Genomic DNA, 24,612 nt, shown 5'->3' with positions numbered 1-24,612 from the left:
GCTATAAGTTGTGAATATTTTTTAATTAATATGTTATTTTATAGCTTCTTATTTCTCTATTTATGAGTTATATTTCCACAATTTGAAATTTTTATAAAATGAAGCAATACGATCAAAGATTCAAAAAAAAAGAGGGCAAAAGAGACTCTAATTGCCCTTGAAAAATAGAGAATGTAATGTATAAAAGAAGCAAACCTGATCAATGCTTTAATTTTAGAGCAATAGGAGATTTGTGTGTTGATTTAAGTGAAGTGCCATTTTTTCCAATTCTTCTTTAGATAATTTGATTAATTTTGAAAAATAATCCTTTCTAAAGAAACGATCTACGAATTGACAATTTACTTGAAATACCAACTTAACTAAATCCTGTTTTCTTAAATGTTTAAGTTCTTCAGCAGAATAGATCAAAAGATTTGTTCTTCTTTTTTGTTTTGCGATTTTTTCTTTTTTATCATCTTTTCCTGACTGAAAATTATCAAAATTTTCAACATATTTTGCTAAATTCTTATGAATTTCAAGATCATCTTCCAGAACTGCACCTTGATTTTTCTGTTTCGGTTTCGACAACACCATAGAATTTCACCTCCATTAATATAGATTGGAATTACTTTAAGAACTGCGAGAAATTGAAAAATTATGACACTTCAATACAATAAAAAATAATTATCATATAATATTGATGAACATCTCAAAATCACAAATAATTACTCTAAATGATTTAGTTCTATATTGAATAAGAAAAGTTATCTCAAAGTGAAAATTATATTTCTTATAATATTATGGATTCTAAAGAATTTCCTAAAATATCTGGAACATATCTATTGTTAATGAAGTTATCTTATTCTCAAAAAATTAAAGTTGGCGCGTTGGGCGAATTGATTTTCAAAGCAGGAATATATATTTATGTGGGATCGGCTTTGAAAGGTCGCTTGTACCACCGATTACTCCGTCATGTGAAACCTGCTACTCAGAAAAAAGTTCATTGGCATATTGATTATTTTGTTCAATGTTCTCCTTCAGTGTTGATAATAGAAAAATTGTTCATTTTTCCCTCGACTGATCGCTATGAATGTGATTTTGCTCAAATATTACAAAACTATGCAGATTGTTCGATTCCTAAATTTGGGAGTTCTGATTGTAGTTGTAATTCCCATTTGTTCTATTTCAATTTTAGAAACGAGTTTTCGCTTCTTTTATAACAAGAAACATATCAACACTCAGTCTATCTTACCCTTATTTAGTCACACCTTAAATGATAGGACTCAAAAAAATAAGTTCAAATATGTTTCACTCCCCTAAATTCAAATGGAATGAACACCTATTTTGTACTATGCCATTTAAATACGAAGAATTAGGTCTTTCAAACACCAAGGCAATGTTTGAAAAAGCATTAAATGAAAGTTATGCAGTTCCTGGATACAATTTTAACAATATGGAACAACTCCAAGCAATTGTTACAGCTTGTGCACAAAGTGGATCTCCAGTGATACTACAAGTTTCAAAAGGTGCTCGTGCTTACGCAAATTCAACTATGTTAATCTATATGGCGCAAGGGGCAGTAAAAATGGTCCGTGAAGAATTAAAATCGGAGATTCCCATCGCCTTACATTTAGATCATGGAGGAGATTTTGAGATTTGTAAATCTTGCATCGATTCAGGATTTTCGAGCGTAATGTATGATGGATCTCACCTACCTTATGAAGAAAATATCAAAATAACAAAACAAGTAGTGGAATATGCTCATGCCCGTGGTGTCTCAGTTGAAGCAGAATTAGGCGTTCTAGCAGGAATTGAAGATGATGTTCATGCAGAAGAGAGCACATACACTGATCCAGATAAGGTCGTTGATTTTGTTAATCGAACAGGATGTGACAGCCTGGCAATTTCAATTGGAACTTCTCATGGTGCATATAAATTTAAAGTTGATCGAGTCGAAGATGTTCCTCCATTACGCATTGACATTTTAAAGGAAATTCAGCAAAAATTGGGCCGCAAGTATCCAATCGTTTTACATGGTTCTTCCTCAGTCCTTCAAGAATATGTTAAAATGATTAATGATAATGGGGGTAATTTGGAGAAAGCCTTTGGTGTTCGCGAAGATCAAATTAGGGAAGCCACTAGATATGGAGTGGCAAAAGTTAACATTGATTCTGATGGTCGGTTGGTTGTTACTGCAATTATCCGAAAAATCTTCAATGAGAAGCCCAAAGTGTTTGATCCACGCAAGTACTTAGGACCAGCTCGAGATGAGTTAATAAAGATGATGAAACGTAAAAATAAGGAAGTATTAGGGTGTGCAGGCGCCTATCCTTCTACAGAATAACTTAAATAAATCATCTACACAAAATAGAATAGATTTGAATTAGTATAAGTTAATATTTTTTTTTCTCTTATAAATTATAATTTTTTAGCTGAGAATTTTTAATTATCGATTTTCATTCCATGAAAATTTTATTTATTTTTTTTCTGAAATATTAACAAAATGATCTATTTTTATTTGATATCTGATAGAAATCGATCAATTCCATCTGAATTTTATCTCTTTCTTAAAAAAATTTAAAAAATTTGATGTAAAGTTATCATAAGATTTTAGTTGTGCAGTATAATAGCAAAACCTAAGTAGAAAAATTGCTTTTTTTACTTAAATAAACTCTCTTTATTTTAAAAAGTGAAAGCAATGTCTAAACAAACATACATTGTAATTGGAGGAGTCGCAGGAGGAGCATCTGCTGCTGTTCGTTTACGTCGTGTGGATGAACATGCAAATATCATCATGATCGAACGTGGAGAATATATTTCATTTGCTAATTGCGGACTTCCTTATCATATTGGAGATGTGATTAAAGATGAAGAAAAATTGTTAGTAGAAACGCCTGACAACTTGCGAAAGAATTTTAATATTGATGTTCGGATTAAAACCGAAGCAATGTCGATAAATCCACTAAAAAAATCAATTCTATTAAAAGATTTGACAAATAATAATGAATATGAAGAACAATATGATAAACTAATTCTCAGCCCTGGAGCACAACCACTTCGACCTCCAATTCCTGGGATCAATGCATCGAATATTTTTACATTACGTAATATTCCAGATATGCGTGCAATTAAAAGATATATTGAAAATAACCACCCAATTCACGCTACAGTTATCGGAGGAGGATTTATTGGCTTAGAAATGGCAGAAAACCTGGCTCACGCAGGATTAAAAGTCACAGTAAATGAACTGGCACCACAAGTAATGGCACCACTTGATCCAGAAATGGCTGCTTATGTACATCAACATTTAAAACAGCATGAAGTTGAATTATATCTTTCTGATGGAGTAAAAGCTTTTGAAAAGGTCTCAGATACTATCATTCGCGTTGAATTGCAAAGTGGAAAAATTATTGAAACCAATATGGTCATTTTGGGTATTGGAGTCAAGCCAGAACGAAAATTGGCGGAAGAAGCAGGATTGACAATTGGTGAGAGAGGAGGGATTCTAGTCAATGAATATCTACAAACATCTGATCCTAATATCTATGCTATAGGCGATGCTATTGAAGTAAAAGATTTAGTTAATAAAAAAAATACATTAATACCTTTAGCTGGACCAGCAAATAAGCAAGGAAGAATCGCAGCGAATAATATTGCAGGTAAAAAAGAAATATACAAAGGAACTCAAGGTACTTCTATTGCAAAAATATTCGATTTAACTATCGCTACTACAGGAAATAATGAAAAAATATTACATCGATTTAACATTCCCTATCGAAAATCATACACCCAAAATTCTTCTCATGCAGGATATTATCCAAATGCAATTCCAATGGCAATAAAACTTCTTTTCTCTCCTGAAAATGGAAAAATATTGGGCTGTCAAATTGTTGGTTATGAAGGAGTAGATAAACGTATTGATGTAATGGCGACAGCACTGAGAATGAACTTAACAGTCTTCGATTTAGAAGAATTGGAACTAGCATATGCACCACCATATTCCAGTGCCAAAGATCCAGTAAATATCGCTGGTTTTGTGGCATCTAACATTTTAAAGGGAGATATGAAGGTATTCTATCCAGAGGATATGAATTCTATTGATATCAATAAAGTTATTCTGTTAGATATTAGGACAAATGAAGAAGTAAAACTTGGTGCAATTCCAGAGTCTCTCCACATTCCTTTAGATGAACTTAGAGATCGAATAAACGAATTGGATAAAAATAAGGAAATTTGGGTCTATTGTCAAGCAGGTCAAAGAGGGTATTATGCCGCTCGAATTCTCGTTCAAAATGGATTTCAAGTTAAAAATTTAAGTGGTGGATATAAAGCTTATAAAATTATCCAAGAAAAACAATCAAATGAAGGAATTTTTGATGATCTCAGTATTCATGTAGATGATGTTATTCATGCAGTACAAACACAAGTTAGTAGTTCAGATGAAATTCCTGATTCTCAAAGCTCCATTGAAATTGATGCATGTGGGCTTGCCTGTCCTGGGCCAATTATGAGAGTAGCAGAACATATTAAAAGTTTAAATACAGGCGAAGTTTTGAAGGTCATAGCCACAGATCCTGGGTTTTATAATGATATTAAAATTTGGGCAGAAACAACTCAAAATAAGTTATTGAAAATTGATAGAGAAGCAGGAAAAATAACAGCGTTTTTGAAAAAAGAAATTCCAAAACAGAAATCTGCAATTCCATCATCCAGTTTTGATTTTCCTGATGCAAAGAATATGATCGTTTTTAGTAGTGATCTTGATAAAGCAATTGCTTCATTTATTATTGCCAACGGTGCAGTAGCCATGGGAAAGGAAGTAAATATGTTTTTCACCTTTTGGGGATTAAATATACTGCGTAAACCAAAAAAAGTACGGGTAAAAAAATCATTTATTGGAAAACTCTTTGGTAAAATGATGCCACGCGGTTCAGATAAATTATCCCTTTCTCAAATGAATATGGGTGGATTAGGAACAAAACTCATTAAGTCCTTAATGAAATCCCAAAATATTGCATCTTTACGAGAATTAATTCAATCTGCTCAAAAGAATGGAGTTAAATTAATCGCTTGTCAAATGACCATGGATTTAATGGGAATTAAAAAAGAAGAACTTATAGATGGAGTAGAAATTGGTGGTGTTGCAACAATGTTAGGTGCTTCTGATCGTTCTAATATGACATTGTTTATTTAAACTAATTTACACACACCTTTTATAAATAAATTGGAAATTTGATTTGTTCTTTTTTTTTTCTTCTATTGTTTAATTATCTCGATTTAAATTTATAATTCATAATAAATCGATCATATTCAGAGAAGATCAAAATAGTGTGCATTTTCTAATTTGAAAAAATAATAGAATAAATTATAAAAATACAGTGGAGCTGTAAAAAGGAACCACTTTGTAAATCTATCATCACACATCCATAGCTCTTGTGGGAGAACTTCACACATTCTCCCACCCATTTTCCACTTTTTTAATTTTTGGCGTTTTTTTTTAATTTTTTTTTTATTTAAAATAGATAGCATTATATTTTATTCTAATTACTAACACTTATCCGCACTTCTATTAATAATGTCCATGGAGGCGAATTTCGCGCTGTGGAAAAGGAATTCGTCTTTTTGTATATGGATCAATAAAAGGGGTTATTTTATCAAAAATTACATAGAGTCCTAGCTCGACATGCTGATTTTCTTCATCCATATTCAAAATATCTACATATACTCTGCCCCCATAAATTGCAGGGATAATTTGTTCCATACTTCTTTCAATAATTCCAGCTATAATATAATAATGAGCAAACCCATTTCCCTGAACTTTTGATGTTTGTACATAACCACCTTGAAAACTGACAACAGCAGCAAGATTAGTGTTTTCATTAGGAAATCCATTTGCATCTAAGGAAAAACTTGTTGTAAATTGCTCTACTGAACTGGCTTCGTCTACTAATTTCATACCAAATTCAAGAATATCTTGTAAAAAATGAGTTTTTTGTTTTAATTCTTCTAAATCTAATTTAGTAGATTCCTTCATACGGGGTGAAATCCATTTACCTAATTCTTTGAAATTTGACCTCCCTATTTCAGTTTTTATATCCCATAAATTTCCCCCAATATGACACAGTCCTTGTAATAGAGCTTGGTATTGATATCCTAAAATAGTCTGTGGTTTTAGAGGAGTTGTTAAAACCCACAATTTATTAGATTGTTTTCGAACTAAATCGTTTTCTACAAGAATATCCAAATATCGATAAACAGAATTCCTCGAAACCCCTAAAAGTTCGGTAAGTTGGCCAATTCGGAGTCCATCAGGATTCCTTTCTAAAAACCGTAATATTTGAGATTGAATTTGTTCTCCTTTTTTTGTCATCCTATGTCAATAATTATTTATTTAAAGCGAATTAAAAAAGTAATCATTTTTGTTTCAAAAAAAAGCACAAAATTGATCAAAGAAAGTACTATATAAATTTTCTAAAAAGTAAAAGAAACATTTCTCAAAAATCGTTTTCTATAAATGTTTCCAAACATTGATACAAATATTATGGAGAAGAAACAACATTCTCTACAAAAATTGGAAAAGAACATTCCGAAATATTTTTTAGCAATGATATTCCGGAATTTATGGATCTCTATGCCTGTTGGAATTATTTATTTTCAAGATCGTGGATTATCATATCTCCAAATGGGGGTAATTGAATCTATAATAGCAGTTATTGTAATACTCACAGATATTCCCAGTGGTGCATTTGCAGACATATTTGGACGAAAACTATCAACTGGTTTAGGATTCTCTATTTTGGGATTTAGTTTATTTATGATTGCATTTTCAACAGAGTTTTGGGTATATTTTATTGCAGGAATCTTAATTGGATTAAGTGATTCACTTATCTCTGGAGCAGAAAGAGCCCTTTTTTATGATACTCTTAAAGAATTAGGAAGAGAATCACAATATATTAAATATATTGGTAAACGTGATCTTTTTACTGCCTTTTCGATTATTCTATCCTCAATTTTAGGTGGAATATTATATTCAATCAATATTTCACTGCCATTTTATCTGCATGGTTTGGCTAGCTTAATTGCAGCAATATTTATTTTTACCATGATCGAACCAAATGAATCAGAAAGTCAGAAATCAATCGCATCACAATTCCAGTTAATTACACGCTCACTATCTTTCACGTGGAAATCAAAAATTGTGAGATTTCTATTGTTTTTCAATATTTTTGTTCTGATGATTCCCATGGTCTTTGTAAATATTATGGAACAGCCTTATCTTAAGCAATCAGCAGTACCAATAATATATTTTGGTTTAATATTTGCATTTACTCGCGGTGTAATAGGTTTCTTCGGTCCATTACGCTATAAAATTGAACAAAAATTGGGAGAAAAAGGATCTCTTTTCCTAATTACTGGAGTCTTTGCAGTCATGTTCTTGCTAATGGCTATTTTCATGCAACCATTTAGTGTAATTTTCTTATTCATTTTATTCTTTACAAGAGATTATACATGGACAGTTTTGGATAAATACACCAATGATCATATCCCATCAAACAAGCGGGCAACTGTATTATCGATTATTAATTTTGCATTAAATTTGGTGTATAGTGGCTTAGCACTCTTAATCGGACTTGGTTTGGATGGGTTATACATATTTGGATTGTCTCCTATGCAGTCATTACTGATAGCGTTTACCCTATACTTTAGTGTTATCATTATACCTTGGTTACTCAAAAGCTATTCAATTAATGATACTGAAAGTTCAAAAAAGCAACTAAAAGAAGAGATTAAAAATTAAAAAATTGTCACAACACCGAGAGATTAGTTATAAAGATCAAAATATCTCCCTTTTTTCATTTATTCTAAGAATTATATGATTTAAATTCCTTAATTATACTTTTTATAATCTGATACATTTTTTCCACACTGTGAATATTCACACGTTCATCAGGAGAATGTGGATTACGAATATCCGGTCCAATTGCAACCATTTTCATCCCTGGAATTTTAGCTCCAATCAATCCAGTTTCTAATCCCCCATGTACTGCGCCAACTTCCACTTCTTTACCAAGTTCCTGCATATATATCTTCTTTACATAAGCCAAAAATGAACTCTGAGGATCAGGGTTCCATCCAGGATAAGCCTTCTCTCGGATAAAATGCCATTTTGTAATTAAAGCCAATTGTTCGAGTTGATCTCGAATCCATTCAAGATCTGCTTGCACTGAACTTCTGCTGGATAAGTGGAATATAATTCCAGAATCTGTAGTTTTAACAATTGCAAAATTATTTGATGTTTCTGTCAAACCTGGAATTGTTGGTGAAAGGACAATTGCTTGACTGGGAATTAAATTTCCAGTTGTAATAATTAAAGCACTTTCTTCAGGTGAAAAATAGGGTTCAAGTTTAGTTGATGCTATAGTTATTGAAAGATTTGGTTCATATGGATTTTCACCTTGTTGATAATAGCTGAAAAGAGCATTTTTTTCATCAATTAAAATTTGGTTCATTTGATCTTCATATTCATTTTGAATCCCAAATACAATTTTTGAATTGCGTGTAATTGCATTATGTTTTGTGCCGCCATTCCATTTAGATATTACAAATGGGATTTTAGCAATAATGAGTTTGCTTAACATCCGTGCAACTAATTTATTGGCATTCGCCCTAGGTAAATGAATATCACCTCCTGAATGACCACCAACTAATCCACTGATATTTAGGGTGAAGAATGCATTAAATTTAGAAAAATCTGACAAAGTTGGAAGTTTTTTCTCTAATTTTGAATCTCCACCACCTGCTGACCCAATAGTTATAACGCCCAATTCTTCAGAATCAACATTTAACATTGCTCGACTTTTAATTTGGAATTTTTCAACATCCAATTCGAAAGCACCAGTTAAACCAGTTTCTTCATCCACTGTAATCAATATTTCCAAGGGTCCATGTTGAAAATCAGGGTCAGGATCGATTAGAAGAGCAAGAGCCATTGAAACCCCAATTCCATTATCTGCACCTAAAGAAGTCCCATGAGCTGTAATCCATTTTCCATTGGATTCGATTTCGGGAGTGATGGAATGGGTTTGAAAATTAAAGGGCTCATTGGAAACACAAACCATATCCATGTGTCCTTGTAAAAGCAAGGGTTGAATATTTTCATATCCTGGTGATGCAGGAACAGAAATAAAGAGATTCCCAATCTTATCTTCATTAATAATAATTGCGGGGTTTTTGGATTTTGCAACTGAATCAATCCAATCTTTTATTTTTTTACGAATTGGTCCTTCATGTTTTGATTCGTGAGGAGTTGCTAAAAAAATATTCTCAAAAATATCCCATACAATTTGTGGATTTAAGTGTTCTAGTACCATATTAGAATATAAGTGCCTATAGTTTAAGAGGGGATCCGTTCAAGTGCAAGGAGAAATTCATCCATATTAGGAATGATTATTTTATTCCTTTTAATTAGAAATGGTAATCTTTCTTTCCAAACAACTAAACGTTTCATTAGACCAATTTCAGTTAACTGTAAATAATTAGCCATAGTATTGATAGAAATTGGATTATTCATCTGTAAAATTAAGCAAAAACGATCAAAAATTTTCCGTTCTGATGATTTTGACTCTTTTTTCCGATATTCTTCCCTAAAATTCTTAGGTTTTTTCTGAAATCTTGACAAATTATGATATTTTTGATGTACAAATATCCGGGCCATGAGAAATCCACTTAAAAAACCAAAAACATGCGCCCAATTATCTAATGAACTTAAAATACGATAAATTACAAAAATTATCCCAAAAATGTACATATAATAATTAGATCGTGGAATTTTGACAAATGCAGCAGCCATTAAACCATAAATAGCACCAGAACTTCCTAATCCATAGATCGGATAATAGACACCTTGAGAGATGAGAAGATAATAAAAAAATGAAAAAATTGATCCAATTAAACCAGAAATCAAGTAAATAAGAAGAAATTGCCATTTGGGATAATTATTCTCGACAAATATTCCAAAAATGAATAAAGAAATCATATTAAAAATCAAATGGGATATATCAGCATGAATAAAGATAGATGTAAATAATCCCCATAATTCTTGACCATTAACGATAAGGTGATTTGATTGAGCTAACAATAATACAACATTTGAACCTAAAATGAGATTTACAATAATAAAAATCAAAATATTTATAATAATAAGAGAGAAGGTAAATTGTGCATTTTTCATAGATTCTTCTGAAATTTCGATAGCCATTTTTTTTCAAATCCTTAAGTATTTTTCTTTAAATTTTGATATACAGTCTTTTCTCGTTTGTAGACGAAAAAACCTGATATAATGCTGAGAACTCCTATTAAAAAGGTTCCCCATTTTACCCAAAGATGATTAAGATAACCATCTAATTGTAGTTCATTTAAAATTTCTGGTCTTAATAGATTAATCGTATATAATCCAAAAAATAATACAATTCCAATAACAATGATAAATAATAAAGAAATAAGTGAAGAAAATTCATTTTCAATTTGAAAAATCTTCTCTTTTTTAGTGGTTTTTAAATTTCCTTCTTGAATATCTTGAATATATCTTTTTTTTTGAAAATCTGGCTTTAAATATTGAAAATAATATAGTAACGGAACAATAAGAAAGAATAAATAATGAATTTGCCCATAATTAGTTGAGAGAGTAAAAAGAATAATAGACAAAATTTGATACTTAATAATTGTAATCGCAAGCTTGTTGTTGGTTTCTTTCTTAAATAATATTATAATGCAATAAATACCTAAAACTATTATTACACCCAAGCGAAAATAATTGCCAATTTGGATCACCCCATTACTCCATACATATAAAAGATGAGGAATGGAAAAAATGGACCATTTATCAAGATCATTTCCGCAGTTTTCACACTTTATATAAGGCATTCTAGAGGTATAGAAAAATAGACTATCAATGGTTCCAGAGGGAAACTGCCAGAAAATGAAAAAACACAAGATTAAAAACGCAGGAATACAACCAATAACAAATTTTAAAGTATCATTCCAATTCTGTTTTAGGTAATAAATTCCAAAAATGGGAACAAATAAGAGAACTATTTGATAACTTAATGCTGCGCTCATCAAGAAAAAACCTGTTATTAATGGATTTTTTCTATAAATAAAAGCTAATGTACTTAAAAATATGGGAGCATAAATAAAAACAGAAATTACTGTGGTTCCTAAAGGAATCAACCAAAAAAACAAGCCTCCATAATATAATAAACGATTTTTATGAGAATCTTTATCAGTAATGGATAAAGTTGAATTAACTTGAAAATATAAATCTTGAGAACCTATACGGGAAAGAATTTCTGCAATGCCAAAACTGTATAAATTAATCATAACAGCCATTCCAATCCATAAATCATGATACCAAATAGGGAGTAACATTGCGGGTAAATATATAAAAAAAATCATAGGTCCATAATTAAAAGGTTGACTGAATGTTCCAGTTCCCCATGGAAGTTCATAGATAAAAGAATATGGATTTTTACCATCCAATAAATGAAGAAAAGCTTTATAGATAATTAATGATGCATCGTTATAGTGATTTTCTTCGTTTAATTGGATAAAAAATAATAGCATAATAAATCGAAAACCCAATCCTACTAAAAAATAATCCTTTCGCATGCACTTCTTACTCCTAATAAATGCAATTCGGTTAAGATTATGAATCTATCGAAAAAGAAAAAAAAAATAAAAATCTTCCAAAATCAATTAATGAAGATTTTTAGCAGGAATTACGGGAATATTATGTTTTATTAATGCATTGGCGGTTTTTACAATTGCTTCATGTTTGTCTAAATAGTTTCTAAGCAATTTGTCCATCAAGTTTTGCTTGAGAACATCTTCCTTATCCATAAAATAATCTAAAATATCTGATGGATGCTCACGTTTCTCATCAATCTCAGGATCAGCACCTTCATGTTTTGCACTAATATTTTTAACTTTTGCAGCAACTTCTACAAGCTCATCACGGCGATTGTAGGGTTGGCGAACAATTGATTTATAGGTTTCTGTAATATGATGTTCGAAACGAACTACATCTTCCAATCCAAAGGCTTTTCTTGGAATGGCACTAAGTTCAATGGTTTCATTATTCACAGAATTAGAGAAATTAAATCCGATTAACGAGGTGGTTCCATCTTCGCGACTGAAAAGTTTGGCTGTCATTAACGTCCAAAGTACGCTGTATGGATTATCATTCCCCATGTACACTGAAATTTTAAATTCTATATCCACACCAATCTTATGTAAGAAATATCCCAATAATACTGTTCCAGGATTTATGTTTAATACTTGCCTAACACCATATGTGGTATAATAATAAAGAAATTCATCAATCCATTTAATTGGATAATCATTAGGTTGTCCAACACCTCCAAAATAGCCCGTAATTGTTTCGGGGCCCCCTAAATGGACATTTGATCCATCTGTACCTTTAGTATCAAGAGTCTCGACATATGATGCACCAATTATATTCATTGCAGCGGCTACAGCGAGAATATCATCATCTGATTCTTGTTCTTTCATTTTTCGTACACGAATAATTCGACCAGGCATTAACTCTTGATTTGCGATGGCTTGTTTAGCCTGCTCGATTAAAAAAGGAAAATACTGCAATGCACTCAATTCTAAGGTGACTGCGAAATCTTTTTTAATCAAATCAGGATTATAATTATTCCCAAGAATTTTTTTATAATATTCTTCCAATTTAATAAACTTTCCTGAATCACGCTGTTCAATTAACCATTCTAAATCTTTTACATATGGAGAATTTTTTGCTTTTAACTGCTCCATTAAATGATCTAATTGACGCGCTTTGGCGGCTTTTTCATTAATTGCTTCAGGACCCCCATATTTTTCCACTACGTCTAAAAATTTTCGGATTAATGGATTTGTAGGATCCAGCAAAAAATCATTGATTGTTCTAACGCTTTCTTCTGAAATTCGTAATTTGTTCTGTAAACTCATTTTTTTCACCTCATTAAAAAAAAAACTTATTCGCACTTACATAATATAACCTTTTTTAGGATAATAGGGACTATTCTTTAGAATTTTATCTACTTTTAGCAAAGTATCTTCAGAGAGATTTTCTCCAGCATGTGTTAAGGGTCTTTCGGCTTTTAACCATTCATTTCCATATGCAAATATATGGTCCAATAACTTATTTGAATTTGTAAAGGCATTCCCAAATGGAATTTTAGCTGCGATTTCAAAAACTTTATTTATTACTTGTGTTAAAGAAATAGACTCTGCCTCTGCTTTAGATATTTCCCCAGATAATATATTATCTACAATAAGTCTCAGTTCTTTTGCAAAAGTATTTCCGGTACTTAATAAGAATCCATCATAGACGCCTCCAGATGCTTTTAAATGCTTATGATAATCAGCTTCTGCACCTCGTAAAAGGACAACACCATGATAATCTAGTCCAGCATTTGCCACCTTATCCTGGCCGCTTGAATCTTTCATCATGTAAAAGTTAGGATATTTAGCAGCTAACTCACTTATCAAGGTGGGACTTAATTCATTTTCTGTGATTTGGGGAAGTTGATAAAGAACAATTGGATAGTTTTTTTCTAATATAGGAATTATTACCTTACTTATTTCATCTTGGGATAAATCCTTCCCTTTTGGAGCACATAAAACGAATCCCTTAAATCGAGATGGTGTATATTGATCGATATCTGTTTTTATATTATTTTCATGCAAAAACTGAATCGCATAATCCAAAAACTTCTGCATTTCTTCGGGTTCGGTTCGTAACAAACCAATTAAAACGTTAATTTCGCATTTTGGTGTGAAATCTTTGAAAATAAATTGCAGAATTTGCTTATATTCTTCAAAATTAATCTCCCATCCATCCCCTGTACTCCCTGGAATTAAAAAAGAATTTATATAAGGTGCGATATGATTGATATGTTTCTTCATTCGCTCAAAATCAATACTTTTATCAGATTGATAATGAGTCAATGGAGGACACCATAACGGGGGAATTCCAGTAGGAAAAAGTTTTTGAATATATTCCTTTCGTTTCAGATCAAAATTCGACATTTGTTTAATTTTTGAATTAATTGTTTAAAAATTTTGAGGAATCTTGATCTCTTGCTCACTTTAATAATATGAAGGAATTTTGTAGGAAATATTAATAATAAATTTAAATCACAAACTTTTTTGTAATTGTCTCCTTTTTTATTTTGTATTTTTACTATTATATGCCTGTAAATAAGAAAATTTTGAGGATATTTGGAATGTTCCCCCACAAATTCAATCTTCCACAAGAAGATATTTATCCTAACGAAAAGGAAGAATTAATTGTTGAAAATAAAAGCACTTCTCAATCTTTAGAAATTGAAATTTTGACTGGTCTTTGGACAAAAAACAAAGTATTAATAGATAATTCACCAACTGCACAAATATTACATGAAAAAAATTATTTTGGCGAACTTTTACCAGATAATAGATTGGAATTAAGTATAATTGAAGCATTGCTACTTGTTGAACGAAATCGACTAAAAATTCATACAAACGATGGAAATCAGATTCGTAGCGATCAAATACTTACTAAAATTGCAGAAGATGATCCACAAATCTGGATCCGATATTTAGTATATCGAGATCTACGTCAACGAGGTTATATTGTGCGATTGGGTTATGGAGATGATATACATTTTAGAATATTTCCCCGAGGTGCAAATCCCCAAACTGATATTGCAAAGTACTTTATTTTCATTTTAGAAGAAGATAATGCAGTTCGATTAGATTTATTAGATAAAATAACAAAACAATCAATTAATTCTCGTAAAATTTTAATTCTTGCAACAGTAGATCGTTTAGGAGATATAACATATTATCAATTAGAACAATTCAGCCTTTCTCTAAATAAAAATAAAGAATTAAACTGGTAATTAAAAATTAAAGAAATAAAAAACAAGAAACAAAGTGAAATATTATGCCTTATACATTTTTACCTGATACTTCTGTTATTTACAATCGAAAAATCATCGATTTAATTCAAAATGGAACTTTACAAGAATATATACCTATTGAAAAAGAAAGAGTTACTGAAGTTCAGAAATTAACTATAATTCTTTCTCGAATTATGTTAGCTGAAGTTGAAAATCAAGCAAATCAGACAAAACCTCAAGAAAATGTAGGTTTAGAAGTAATTCAAGAATTATATGCTTTATCAAAAAAAGGACTAATTCAACTTGAAACATTTGGAAATCGACCAACATTAGAACAAATTAAACTTAATCCAGGTGGTGAATTGGATGCTCAAATTAGGAAAGATGCGTTTGATGTAAAAGCCATCTTAATAACTGCTGATGAAGTCCAATCCTCCATTGCTTTAGTCCAAGGAGTAGATGTTCTTTTTACCATGAACATTCCAGAAATTCAAGAAGAAATTCATTCTGACTTAAGTAATGCAGTTATTGAAGACTTTTTTGATGATCATACTATGTCAGTTCATCTTCGAGGACATTGTTTACCAATGGCCAAACGGGGTCGACCTGGTGATTGGAAACTTGAAGCGATATCAGACACACCTATGGAACCATTTACAATCGCAGAAATTGCAAATAGAATTATTCGTAAAGCAAAAAATGATGAAAAATCATTTATTGAACGAAATGAATCAGGAGTAACTGTTATTCAATTAAGAAAATTCCGAATTGTGATTTGTCGTCCACCATTTAGCAATTCTTATGAAATTACAGCTGTAAAACCTCTGGTTAATCTATCATTAGAAGATTATAATCTTCCTCAAAAGGTTTATGATCGCTTAGAAATTGCAGAGGGTATTCTTGTTGCTGGAAATCCTGGAGCAGGAAAAAGTACATTTATTGCAGCACTTTCGAAATATTACTTGAAAAAAAATAAGTTAGTTAAAACTCTTGAAAGTGTTCGAGATTTAGATGTTCCACCAGAGGTCTCCCAATATGGTCCTTTAAATGGAAGTTTAGAACAAACTTCTGATATAATCTTATTAATTCGTCCAGATTTTACTATATTTGATGAAGTGCGAGTAGAATCAGATTTCAAGATTTTTGCAGATATGCGCTTAGCTGGAATCGGATTGGTAGGTGTTGTTCACGCTTCTCGTCCAGTAGATGCCGTACAAAGATTTATTCGACGGGTTGAATTGGGAGTTATTCCAAATATCATAGATACTATCATTTTTATAGATGCTGGGAGGGTTGTTCAGATTTTATGTTTAGAAATGACTGTGAAAAAACCGAGTGGCTTTGCTGATAGAGATCTTTCCCGACCTGTAATAGAAGTGCGAAATTTCCTGTCAAATGAACTATATTATGAAATTTATGCCTTTGGTTCTGATGTAATTGTAGCCCCAGTAGGTGCAAAGAAAAAACGAAATAATTATTCTAAAAGGGAAGTTTACGAACCATTAGAAGGTCAAAGTGGGCGAAATTGGAAAAAAAATTATAACGATGATATGATTCCTTGTGATATTTATCGAAGAAAAAAAGCGTATATTCTTTCAGTTGATCCCTCACTTGCGAATCAATATGTGAATTTTTATGCAAATGATAAATTATTGTTTTCTGCAACACTAAATAAGCAAGGAGATCTATCCATTCGCAACAATAGTCCAGTTTATTCAAAAATAATTTCATTATTAAAAAAAAATAGAAATTTATATGCATCAAGAAATTAAGCGATTAAGAGAATCAAGATCCTCCTTTTTTTTCATTTCCTATTAATTGATCTCTTTTTAATTTTGCAGTGCGTAATCCAATTATTAGAAACCATATGTACATTCCTAAAAATACAAGAGTTGCAATGAAAACAATTATTGCAAATTTAAACCGATCAATAAAAACAAGTACTGGAAGAATACAGAAATTTATGCTTAAAAATAAATATATCCACTTTAAAAACCCAGACTTCTTTCGATAGGTCTTTCCGAATAAAATATGATCAGTAACGTTAGTCCAAGCGAAAAATATGACAATTACTGGCATCATCCAATAAATAATGCGATTATAGAGGGTTACTTCTTGATTTATCGCCCATGCAAAATAATCACTCAACATAATTAAGCACAAGGCACTTGCTGTCATTGGAATAGGCATGCCTTGATAAACTTCACTATTCTCAGAAATATTAAACCAAGCCAATCGAACAATTCCTGCAGAAATTAGCAAAAAACCAGGAATTATTATTAACCAGACAGAATATTCAGGAACAATGATAACAACATCAGGTTCTGTATAATTCATAATTAAAATAACAGTTGGTGCAACCCCAAAAACAATAGCATCGCTTAGTGAATCTATTTCTATTCCAAACTTGTTGAATTGCTGTGTTTTACGAGCGATAAATCCATCAAAAAGATCTGCAATAACCCCGAGAAAAATCATGAACATTGCACCCCTATATGCTCTATAGGGAGATATTGAAAGATAGATCGCTAAAGTGCCACATAATGTTCCTAGCAAGGTTGCATAATCTTTAAGCTTCAGATTTTTTAGCATGTATTTCTTTGATTTTTATTCCATTAAAAAATTAGCTTCTTTTTTTTCATAAAAATAAGGTGAATATACAAAATGCAAAGCCTTAAAATTATAAACTTTCTTTTTTTTTTTAATTAATATAAAAATCAATAAATTACTGAAAGCTTTTGGGATTTAAATGTTAATAAAACGAATAAAAAAAGCCATACTTTCATCGTTAATAAGTATTTTTCTAATTTATATTACACTTATTATCATTCAATACAAACTTTGGCTTCCACTATTATATATTTTTTTAGGAGTAGTACTATTACAATTTCTTTTCATAATTTTCAGCCGTTTTTATATTATTGATATATTTTTATTGCGATTTTCTCTTTTTTTATTTCCATATTCATGGTATCGTAATTTTATTTTAGCAAAAAAATTTGGATTAGTCTCAAAAAAGAACATTATTCACTCTAAATTTCATGAAATTTACACTCAAAAGCTCGATTATATGCCATTAGTGATAAAAATCATATCCAAAGATCCTTTTCTCTTTGAACAATTACCCCCTTATGCCCAGAAATTATTTGAATACTGCAAACAGCAAAATTATAACTTTAATTCACTTCAAAAAGTTTATGGATATTATTTAAAACCACCAATTGAAATAGCATCTCGACTTGGAAAGGGAGAAAAAATAGAAAATTATGAGAAAGAGCGTTTAATTTATGAATCCTCCCTTCAAGAACGACTATTAATTGAGAATAATCTTCCAAGAACGAATCCAATTTTAAGAGAAATCAATAAACAACAACAAATTACACTTGACAGTGGGTTTTCAATTATTAAATAATACATTCATTAATCTAAATTTAAAATTAATCTACTGAAGAATTATGACCCCAAATAGTTATCAGATTATTCTTAAAAATTTCCCACACAAACCAATAATAGAATTAGTATTAGGAGATATAACAAATCTAAAATTGGATGTTATTGTAAACGCAGCAAATGAACAGTTAAGATTAGGAGCAGGTGTAGCAGGAGCAATTAGAAGAAAGGGAGGGATAAAAATTCAAGAAGAATGCATTCACATTGGATATACTCCTGTAGGTGAAGTAGCAGTAACTTCTGCAGGGAAATTAAAAGAAATTAAATTTGTATTTCATGCAGTTGGCCCAAGATATCATTCTTATTCACCAAAAGAAGCGGATAAATTATTGCGAAATACAATATCAAATTCTCTTAAAAAATTAATTGAACTTAACCTTACATCAATTGCTTTTCCGGCAATTTCTACGGGCATATTCGCATTTCCTTTAAAGAGAGCGGCTAAAAATATGATTACAGAAATTTTTGATCATTTAACTAATTCTTCAAAACATCTACATGTTTATTTATGCTTATTCACACAAGAAAGTTATTCAGTATTTTATCAAGTACTTCAGGATAAGTTAATAGAAAATTGAAATTTTTCTTAGATTTTTTCGAAAAATGTTTCAAAAATTTCTAAAGAAAAGTATTTTTTATAAGAGCAACATACGAATTATATATTGATTATTCTTTAGATGAGGAGAAACGAATGAATTTAGATTCAGATTATAGGGATTTCCGAGTATTTCAATTGACGCACGAAGGCGATAAGGAAGAATTGGATATTCCGATGGAAGAAGTGTCCAGTTTATTTACAAGTGAAGGAGTATTTTTACTAGTTCGCTATGATATCCGCAGAATTTTTATATGGAAGGGTCCAAAATCTCCAGTCCGTCAAAGATTTATCTCTTCTCGGGTAGGAAGTAAAATTCAAGAAGAATCAGCAAAATTAGGAATGCATTTAAAAATTGTAAGTGTAGATGCTGGTGACGAACCGATTGAGTTCTTACGAGCGTTTAATATCAATTCTTATGAAGTTTCTGAAGAAGAAAAACCTGAAGATATGTATTATCTACGCAATGAAGAACGAAGAAAACTAGAAGAAGAACAATTATTGCAAGGAAAAAACACTAAAAAGAAAGAAAAAGAAGAATATTGGAGCCCAATTCTTGAAGAGCAAAAGCAATTAGAAAAAGTCCAGAAAGCCAAACAAAAAGTAGCAGCAAAAGGAACTCAAAACTTCACTTCATCAAAAAGTAGTTCAATATCACCTTATAACAAAACAATAATTTCCAATCCTATTCCAAGAAAAAGACATGTCTCTCCATCATATTCACCTAAAACATATTCATCATCCAAATTTTCTAAAGAAATTGAAAAAGAAATCTTAGATTTAATACTTGAATCCACTCCTCCCGAAAATTTAACTCGAATGAACATCATTATAGGAAACTCAGTTTATGCGCCAAAACGAATGATTTCAACTCTTTTCGGTAAAGAAGTCGAAGAAATTCAATGGTCTAAGATGGAGAATATTCCAGACGGAAATATCGATATTGAATCAAATTTACTAAGAATTTATTGTAAAAACAATGAAGTACAAGGTATCGAAATTTACCAAAAGGGGAAAAAATCAAACGATGAAAAGAAAGAGAAGGAAAATTCCAAAAAAAAACGTGAATTAAAGAAGATTCCATCTGCTTAATCTATTCGTATAATTTTATCAATTGATACAGAAAGAAACCATAAAAAATTGAAAATACTTAAATCAAAATAAATAACCTTTTTTTGTTTCCTTTTCTTAATTTTCAACCATGAATTCCGAAGTAGTTAAACGTTTTCTTAAATACGTATCAATTCATACAACCAGCCAAGAAGGAATTGATAAAATCCCCAGTACGGATCGTCAATTCAATTTGGGAAAAGTTTTAGTAGATGAAATTAAAAATTTAGGATATTCTGATGTGAAGTTAACTGAAAAAGGAGTCGTAATTGCAACAATTCCAAGCAATTTATCAAATGAAATAGCTCAAAAAATTCCAATTATATGTTTTAATTCTCATATGGATACTTCATCTGCAGCACCAGGTGAAAATGTTCACCCAAGGATCGTCAAATTTACTGGAGAACCCATTTACTTAGAAAATAATCCGGAATTATCCATTAGTATTGAAGAAATTCCCGATTTATCCCGCTTTATTAATTCAGAATTGATTGTTACTGATGGAACGACTTTACTTGGCGCGGATGATAAGGCGGGAATTGCTGAAATTATGACAGCGCTATCATTTCTCTCAAAACATTCAGAGATCAAACATGGAACGATAAAAATAGTGTTTACTCCAGATGAAGAAGTTGGAAAAGGTGCAGATTCCATTTCTGTCTCAGAAATTGGTGCAAAATATGGATATACAATTGATGGAGGCAAAATGGGGGGAATTGAAATAGAAAATTTCAATGCAGCCAGTGGAAAAATAATAGTAAAAGGTTATAATGTTCACCCAGGTTCCGCCTATGGAAAAATGAAAAACAGCATGCATTTAGTACCTGAATTATTAGCACTTTTCCCCCTCGATCAAGCACCTGAAACAACAAAAGATTATGAACCATATTACTATCCTATTCACCTTCAATCTTCTACCGATGAAACAAAATTAATGTTTATTCTAAGAAATTTTGATGAACAAGATTTAGAACGGCAAATAAATCATATTAAAGAAGGAGTAAGGAAAATTCAATCAAATCATCCTGATTTTCCCATTGAAGTGAAAATTAAGAAATCTTATCGAAATATGAAAGTAATTCTTGATCAATACCCAGAAGTGGTTCAAATTGCCAAAGAAGCGATTCAACTTGCAGATTTAGAAGTTATTGAAGAACCAATTCGGGGAGGAACCGATGGAGCACGTTTTTCATTCGAAGGAATGCCTACACCCAATATTTTTACAGGTGGATATAATTTTCATAGTAAAAAAGAGTTTATTCCTATCATGGCTATGGAAAAAGCAGTGCAGGTAATATTGAATATAATTAAGTTGTATGTTGAAAAATACTCGTAAAATGCCTTTTTTCATCAATTCTTTTAATTTTTCAAAAAAAAATACTTTCTTTTTTATTTTTTAGTCTCAACTTGTATAGAGAGGTTGAGAATAAGAAGATGAATTAGAACTTAAAGATTTATTAATTTCTTCAAATTGATTTTGGATCCAAGCCATCATAACTTCACAGTCTTGTTTTTTTTCGGTTAATTCTGGAGTTGCTCCGAAAAATTCAATTTGATAAGTTAAATTGGCTAATTTTTTCTTCATTTCTTCTAATTCGGCAGAAAATCCATCTAATAGATAATGTAACTCTTGTTCTCTTTGCTCTGCAGCTTTAGCCATCTTTTTTTTTAGAAATGTTTTCATTGAAAATACACCTAACAATAATCAATAAAAAAATGTAATCTATTTAAGATTTCCAATTCGAATTTTTCTAATATTCAGAAAAAAGAGACAATTTTTGTTCAAATAGTCATTTAATTAAAGATCGAAATATTTAAGAAAAAAGTTAATGGGTTAATATTAAAATCTCTTAACTAACGACATTATTTATTTTAACTCTTATATTTTGTATCTCTCTTAGAAATCCTATTGGAAATAATTCCTTAAAATGTATATAAATAAAAAAAATATCATAAAAAAAAAGGAAATTGACTAATTTATTGCTCTTCTACTTGTCGAAAAAAATATATAATAAAAGCCATTCCCCCCATAATTATAAGATAAACGCTTAATCCAATTAGTGCACTTCCAACACTGGGAGTATACCAAATATATGTAGTCAACCCTTCTATTTCCATTGATGAAAAACGAGGATCTGGCATAGATAAAATAGAAGAAATGATATTTCCATAATAATCTAAAAGAAATAATGGTTCAACATCAGTTGTTAGAGATATAATAGAATTAATAATTGGAAATGCAATGATAATTATTAATAGGCTTATGATTACAGCACCACTTGTTCTTTTTGCAACAGCACTAAAAAGAACACAGAATGCAAGGAGATCAACAAAATAAAAAAGTGCAAATCCTAAACTTTTCCAAAATTCAATTGGAATCAAATGAAATTCAAAATAAATCGGGATAAGGACCAACCAATAATAAAAGATGATAATGATTCCCCCTTGGAAGAACCGACTCAAAAATCTACCTAAAAAGAGCCGATCTTTTGATATTTTTGGAAAAATAATATTACCTGTTTGTTCTTGAAAATCTATAACAATCATGTCAGAACCATAACTAACAGCGAGAATTAAGATAAACAATCGAATAAAAGAAAAATAGTTAAAAATGTATGATTCTACTGTAGGAAAAGCATTAGATTTATTATTCAACTGCCATAAACCTAAAAATAAAGATAAAATGAATATCCCTAATGCCACAATAGCTAAAATCATCATTTTTCGAATATTTAATTGAATTTCAAAATATATTGTATCAATTATTTGGGTAAGGCGTTTTTGACGGCTATAGATACGATCTTGCTCTTTTTGTAATTCAAATACCATTTATAGAATCGCCTCCACTTTAATTGCCATTTTCTGCTCTTGTAAAGCTTGATTTTCGCTTTTTGAAATGTAATCAAGGTATAAAGATTCTAACAATCCTGCTTTAGGAACAGAAAATTCAAGGACTTTAATATCATTCTCAATTAATAATTTCAAGATTTGATGCTGTTTATTTGGATTTCCATCGAAATTGATTGTATAATAGGATCCATCATCATAATATGAAATAGAATTAGCTGCAATAAAATTCTGTAAAATTTTATATAATTTTGTAATTAACGTAGAACCTATTTCATTGGCATTTAAAACTTCTAAATGAATTTTACTACTTTGAGCTTGTTGTTCTAGATTCTCTAAAGTATCGCATGCAATAATTCTTCCATGAGAAATTATCGCAATGCGGTCAGCAACCTCACTGATTTCATATAATAGATGACTACTAAGGAAAACAGTTTTTCCCATTTCTTTCAATTTTAATATTAAATCTCGTACTTCTATTCTAACCGCAGGATCTAATCCAGTATAAGGTTCATCAAAGATAAGAATATCTGGATCATGAACAATCGCACTCAAAATTCCAACTTTTTGTCGCATTCCTTTCGAAAATTTATGCAGTTTTTCATCAATCCACTTATTTAATCCCATCATAGAAACAATTTGTTCTACCCGTGATTTAATTTGTTGACGAGGATATCCCTTCAATTTAGCAAAATATGTCAAAATTTGTCGAGGTGTACTGTTTTTATAAAAACGTGGATTTTCAATTAAAAATCCAACTTGTTCCAATAATCTATCCTTATTTTGTCCATTTAAAGATTTTAACTGGCTATCTGTCCTAATTTTAATAGTTCCTTTACTGGGTCGTAAAAGATAGGCGATCATCTTCATAGTAGTTGATTTTCCAGCACCATTTGGTCCTAAAAATCCTAAACATTCACCCTTATATATTTTTAATGAAATATTCTTAACCGCGTTAAATTTACCAAAATTTTTAGTTAAATGTTGAAGTTCAATTACAACATCATCAGAATTCATTGTTTTTTCACCAAACGCATCCTATTTTTAAAGGTTCTGGTTGAATGTAGATAAGACACCGCAATATATAAAAATTGTAATATCTTTAAAAAGAATTATTTATCAAGCTAAACGTATATTTTTATTTGATTCAAATGTCCTTACAATTCTGTTTATTTGCATTTAATGGAGAAATGATGTGTTTTACACATGTACTACTTAATGCTTTACATATGCGCTCCCAAAATTATGATGTAACAATTGTAATTGAAGGAACTGCAACAAAATTAGTAAAAACATTTAGAGATCAACCAGATCATCCATATTTTGATTTGTATAAAAAGGTTAAAGAAGCAGGTCTGATTTCAGCAGTATGTCGCGTTTGTTCTACTAAAATGGGAGTCATTGATGATGTTAGAGCAGAAAACCTCCCTGTTGTCGGAGACATGAACGGACATCCTTCAATGGTATCCTATATTGATAGAGGATATAAGATAATTACATTTTAGAGAATGATTATTCTTTTTTTTTATTGATTTTTTGTAAAAAAAATATTTTTCTTTGTAAGACCTAAGTTTTTTGATCATCGCACTTATGTGTTATAATCGAATCATTTAAATCTCCTCGAATCTTTGCTTTATTATGTGGATATGGAGCATTCTTATTCTCATTTTACTCATTGGAGGA

General features: G+C 30.6%; 22 protein-coding genes. 11 read left to right on the top strand and 11 right to left on the bottom strand.

The genetic code is table 11. The annotated features are described in order from the left end of the window. Positions 1–213: 213 nt before the first annotated feature. Positions 214–567: a hypothetical protein gene (locus tag ACXLDF_RS10745; protein WP_457558527.1), complete on the bottom strand. Its 354-nt coding sequence runs from the start codon at positions 565–567 to the stop codon at positions 214–216. A 212-nt stretch (positions 568–779) separates the two neighbouring features. Here ACXLDF_RS10745 and ACXLDF_RS10740 point away from each other — a divergent pair, with 212 nt between their 5' ends. The 3 genes from ACXLDF_RS10740 to ACXLDF_RS10730 all read left to right on the top strand — a co-directional run bounded on the left by ACXLDF_RS10740 (position 780) and on the right by ACXLDF_RS10730 (position 5,173). Next, a complete protein-coding gene (locus ACXLDF_RS10740; protein ID WP_457558526.1) occupies positions 780–1,199 on the top strand; it encodes a GIY-YIG nuclease family protein in 420 nt (139 codons plus the stop codon). A gap of 131 nt (positions 1,200–1,330) precedes the next feature. Further along, a complete protein-coding gene (locus ACXLDF_RS10735; protein WP_457558525.1) occupies positions 1,331–2,323 on the top strand; it encodes a class II fructose-bisphosphate aldolase in 993 nt (330 codons plus the stop codon). A gap of 354 nt (positions 2,324–2,677) precedes the next feature. Next, positions 2,678–5,173: a DsrE/DsrF/DrsH-like family protein gene (locus ACXLDF_RS10730; protein ID WP_457558524.1), complete on the top strand. Its 2,496-nt coding sequence runs from the start codon at positions 2,678–2,680 to the stop codon at positions 5,171–5,173. A gap of 375 nt (positions 5,174–5,548) precedes the next feature. Here ACXLDF_RS10730 and ACXLDF_RS10725 read toward each other — a convergent pair whose 3' ends face one another. Then, on the bottom strand, positions 5,549–6,349 hold the full coding sequence (locus tag ACXLDF_RS10725) for a helix-turn-helix domain-containing protein (RefSeq protein ID WP_457558523.1): 801 nt from the start codon (positions 6,347–6,349) through the stop codon (positions 5,549–5,551). A 144-nt stretch (positions 6,350–6,493) separates the two neighbouring features. On the opposite strand from ACXLDF_RS10725, the gene ACXLDF_RS10720 reads away from it, so the two are divergent. Continuing rightward, on the top strand, positions 6,494–7,777 hold the full coding sequence (locus ACXLDF_RS10720; protein ID WP_457558522.1) for an MFS transporter: 1,284 nt from the start codon (positions 6,494–6,496) through the stop codon (positions 7,775–7,777). 64 nt (positions 7,778–7,841) lie between these two features. Here ACXLDF_RS10720 and pepD read toward each other — a convergent pair whose 3' ends face one another. The 5 genes from pepD to ACXLDF_RS10695 all read right to left on the bottom strand — a co-directional run bounded on the left by pepD (position 7,842) and on the right by ACXLDF_RS10695 (position 14,073). Further along, complete coding sequence (gene pepD / locus ACXLDF_RS10715) at positions 7,842–9,350, bottom strand: beta-Ala-His dipeptidase (RefSeq protein WP_457558521.1); 1,509 nt, start codon at positions 9,348–9,350, stop codon at positions 7,842–7,844. Between the two features lie 23 nt (positions 9,351–9,373). Then, positions 9,374–10,237: a rhomboid family intramembrane serine protease gene (locus ACXLDF_RS10710; RefSeq protein WP_457558520.1), complete on the bottom strand. Its 864-nt coding sequence runs from the start codon at positions 10,235–10,237 to the stop codon at positions 9,374–9,376. Positions 10,238–10,251: 14 nt separating this feature from the next. Continuing rightward, positions 10,252–11,646, bottom strand: coding sequence for a hypothetical protein (locus ACXLDF_RS10705; RefSeq protein ID WP_457558519.1), 1,395 nt, complete (start codon positions 11,644–11,646; stop codon positions 10,252–10,254). Positions 11,647–11,733: 87 nt separating this feature from the next. Beyond that, positions 11,734–12,990: a hypothetical protein gene (locus ACXLDF_RS10700; protein WP_457558518.1), complete on the bottom strand. Its 1,257-nt coding sequence runs from the start codon at positions 12,988–12,990 to the stop codon at positions 11,734–11,736. A 36-nt stretch (positions 12,991–13,026) separates the two neighbouring features. Continuing rightward, positions 13,027–14,073: a dihydrodipicolinate synthase family protein gene (locus tag ACXLDF_RS10695; RefSeq protein WP_457558517.1), complete on the bottom strand. Its 1,047-nt coding sequence runs from the start codon at positions 14,071–14,073 to the stop codon at positions 13,027–13,029. Positions 14,074–14,270: 197 nt separating this feature from the next. Here ACXLDF_RS10695 and endA point away from each other — a divergent pair, with 197 nt between their 5' ends. After that, positions 14,271–14,927 (top strand): tRNA-intron lyase, encoded by a 657-nt coding sequence (gene endA, locus ACXLDF_RS10690; protein ID WP_457558516.1) that lies wholly within the window; start codon positions 14,271–14,273, stop codon positions 14,925–14,927. Between the two features lie 44 nt (positions 14,928–14,971). Then, positions 14,972–16,699, top strand: a complete 1,728-nt coding sequence (locus tag ACXLDF_RS10685; RefSeq protein ID WP_457558515.1) for a PINc/VapC family ATPase — start codon at positions 14,972–14,974, stop codon at positions 16,697–16,699. Between the two features lie 13 nt (positions 16,700–16,712). On the opposite strand, the gene ACXLDF_RS10680 is transcribed toward ACXLDF_RS10685, so the two are convergent. Beyond that, on the bottom strand, positions 16,713–17,519 hold the full coding sequence (locus ACXLDF_RS10680) for a CDP-alcohol phosphatidyltransferase family protein (protein ID WP_457558514.1): 807 nt from the start codon (positions 17,517–17,519) through the stop codon (positions 16,713–16,715). 157 nt (positions 17,520–17,676) lie between these two features. On the opposite strand from ACXLDF_RS10680, the gene ACXLDF_RS10675 reads away from it, so the two are divergent. The 4 genes from ACXLDF_RS10675 (at position 17,677) to pepT (ending at position 21,418) form a co-directional block, all read left to right on the top strand. Then, positions 17,677–18,339: a hypothetical protein gene (locus tag ACXLDF_RS10675; protein WP_457558513.1), complete on the top strand. Its 663-nt coding sequence runs from the start codon at positions 17,677–17,679 to the stop codon at positions 18,337–18,339. Between the two features lie 43 nt (positions 18,340–18,382). Further along, positions 18,383–18,955, top strand: coding sequence for a macro domain-containing protein (locus ACXLDF_RS10670; RefSeq protein ID WP_457558512.1), 573 nt, complete (start codon positions 18,383–18,385; stop codon positions 18,953–18,955). Between the two features lie 113 nt (positions 18,956–19,068). Then, a complete protein-coding gene (locus ACXLDF_RS10665) occupies positions 19,069–20,064 on the top strand; it encodes a hypothetical protein (protein WP_457558511.1) in 996 nt (331 codons plus the stop codon). Between the two features lie 109 nt (positions 20,065–20,173). After that, positions 20,174–21,418 carry a peptidase T gene (pepT, locus tag ACXLDF_RS10660; RefSeq protein WP_457558510.1) on the top strand — a complete coding sequence of 415 codons (1,245 nt, stop codon included), beginning with the start codon at positions 20,174–20,176 and terminating at the stop codon, positions 21,416–21,418. Positions 21,419–21,484: 66 nt separating this feature from the next. On the opposite strand, the gene ACXLDF_RS10655 is transcribed toward pepT, so the two are convergent. From ACXLDF_RS10655 to ACXLDF_RS10645, 3 genes are all read right to left on the bottom strand, one after another. Beyond that, positions 21,485–21,766 (bottom strand): hypothetical protein, encoded by a 282-nt coding sequence (locus ACXLDF_RS10655; RefSeq protein ID WP_457558509.1) that lies wholly within the window; start codon positions 21,764–21,766, stop codon positions 21,485–21,487. A 293-nt stretch (positions 21,767–22,059) separates the two neighbouring features. Then, entirely contained in the window at positions 22,060–22,911 is an 852-nt protein-coding gene (locus tag ACXLDF_RS10650) for an ABC transporter permease (protein ID WP_457558508.1), read from the bottom strand. Next, entirely contained in the window at positions 22,912–23,946 is a 1,035-nt protein-coding gene (locus tag ACXLDF_RS10645; RefSeq protein ID WP_457558507.1) for an ATP-binding cassette domain-containing protein, read from the bottom strand. A 134-nt stretch (positions 23,947–24,080) separates the two neighbouring features. Here ACXLDF_RS10645 and ACXLDF_RS10640 point away from each other — a divergent pair, with 134 nt between their 5' ends. Next, positions 24,081–24,434, top strand: a complete 354-nt coding sequence (locus ACXLDF_RS10640; protein ID WP_457558562.1) for a DsrE family protein — start codon at positions 24,081–24,083, stop codon at positions 24,432–24,434. Positions 24,435–24,612 lie beyond the last annotated feature (178 nt).

It is taken from the genome of Candidatus Harpocratesius sp. (genome assembly GCF_054039255.1).
This window is presented reverse-complemented; position numbering and strand designations above follow the sequence as displayed.

Bases quoted from the DNA above. Each gene is read 5' to 3' on its own strand.
- ACXLDF_RS10740 (WP_457558526.1), top strand. From the start codon at position 780: ATGGATTCTAAAGAATTTCCTAAAATATCTGGAACATATCTATTGTTA.
- ACXLDF_RS10735 (WP_457558525.1), top strand. From the start codon at position 1,331: ATGCCATTTAAATACGAAGAATTAGGTCTTTCAAACACCAAGGCAATG.
- ACXLDF_RS10730 (WP_457558524.1), top strand. From the start codon at position 2,678: ATGTCTAAACAAACATACATTGTAATTGGAGGAGTCGCAGGAGGAGCA.
- ACXLDF_RS10725 (WP_457558523.1), bottom strand. From the start codon at position 6,349: ATGACAAAAAAAGGAGAACAAATTCAATCTCAAATATTACGGTTTTTA.
- ACXLDF_RS10720 (WP_457558522.1), top strand. From the start codon at position 6,494: ATGTTTCCAAACATTGATACAAATATTATGGAGAAGAAACAACATTCT.
- pepD (WP_457558521.1), bottom strand. From the start codon at position 9,350: ATGGTACTAGAACACTTAAATCCACAAATTGTATGGGATATTTTTGAG.
- ACXLDF_RS10710 (WP_457558520.1), bottom strand. From the start codon at position 10,237: ATGGCTATCGAAATTTCAGAAGAATCTATGAAAAATGCACAATTTACC.
- ACXLDF_RS10705 (WP_457558519.1), bottom strand. From the start codon at position 11,646: ATGCGAAAGGATTATTTTTTAGTAGGATTGGGTTTTCGATTTATTATG.
- ACXLDF_RS10700 (WP_457558518.1), bottom strand. From the start codon at position 12,990: ATGAGTTTACAGAACAAATTACGAATTTCAGAAGAAAGCGTTAGAACA.
- ACXLDF_RS10695 (WP_457558517.1), bottom strand. From the start codon at position 14,073: ATGTCGAATTTTGATCTGAAACGAAAGGAATATATTCAAAAACTTTTT.
- endA (WP_457558516.1), top strand. From the start codon at position 14,271: ATGTTCCCCCACAAATTCAATCTTCCACAAGAAGATATTTATCCTAAC.
- ACXLDF_RS10685 (WP_457558515.1), top strand. From the start codon at position 14,972: ATGCCTTATACATTTTTACCTGATACTTCTGTTATTTACAATCGAAAA.
- ACXLDF_RS10680 (WP_457558514.1), bottom strand. From the start codon at position 17,519: ATGCTAAAAAATCTGAAGCTTAAAGATTATGCAACCTTGCTAGGAACA.
- ACXLDF_RS10675 (WP_457558513.1), top strand. From the start codon at position 17,677: ATGTTAATAAAACGAATAAAAAAAGCCATACTTTCATCGTTAATAAGT.
- ACXLDF_RS10670 (WP_457558512.1), top strand. From the start codon at position 18,383: ATGACCCCAAATAGTTATCAGATTATTCTTAAAAATTTCCCACACAAA.
- ACXLDF_RS10665 (WP_457558511.1), top strand. From the start codon at position 19,069: ATGAATTTAGATTCAGATTATAGGGATTTCCGAGTATTTCAATTGACG.
- pepT (WP_457558510.1), top strand. From the start codon at position 20,174: ATGAATTCCGAAGTAGTTAAACGTTTTCTTAAATACGTATCAATTCAT.
- ACXLDF_RS10655 (WP_457558509.1), bottom strand. From the start codon at position 21,766: ATGAAAACATTTCTAAAAAAAAAGATGGCTAAAGCTGCAGAGCAAAGA.
- ACXLDF_RS10650 (WP_457558508.1), bottom strand. From the start codon at position 22,911: ATGGTATTTGAATTACAAAAAGAGCAAGATCGTATCTATAGCCGTCAA.
- ACXLDF_RS10645 (WP_457558507.1), bottom strand. From the start codon at position 23,946: ATGAATTCTGATGATGTTGTAATTGAACTTCAACATTTAACTAAAAAT.
- ACXLDF_RS10640 (WP_457558562.1), top strand. From the start codon at position 24,081: ATGTCCTTACAATTCTGTTTATTTGCATTTAATGGAGAAATGATGTGT.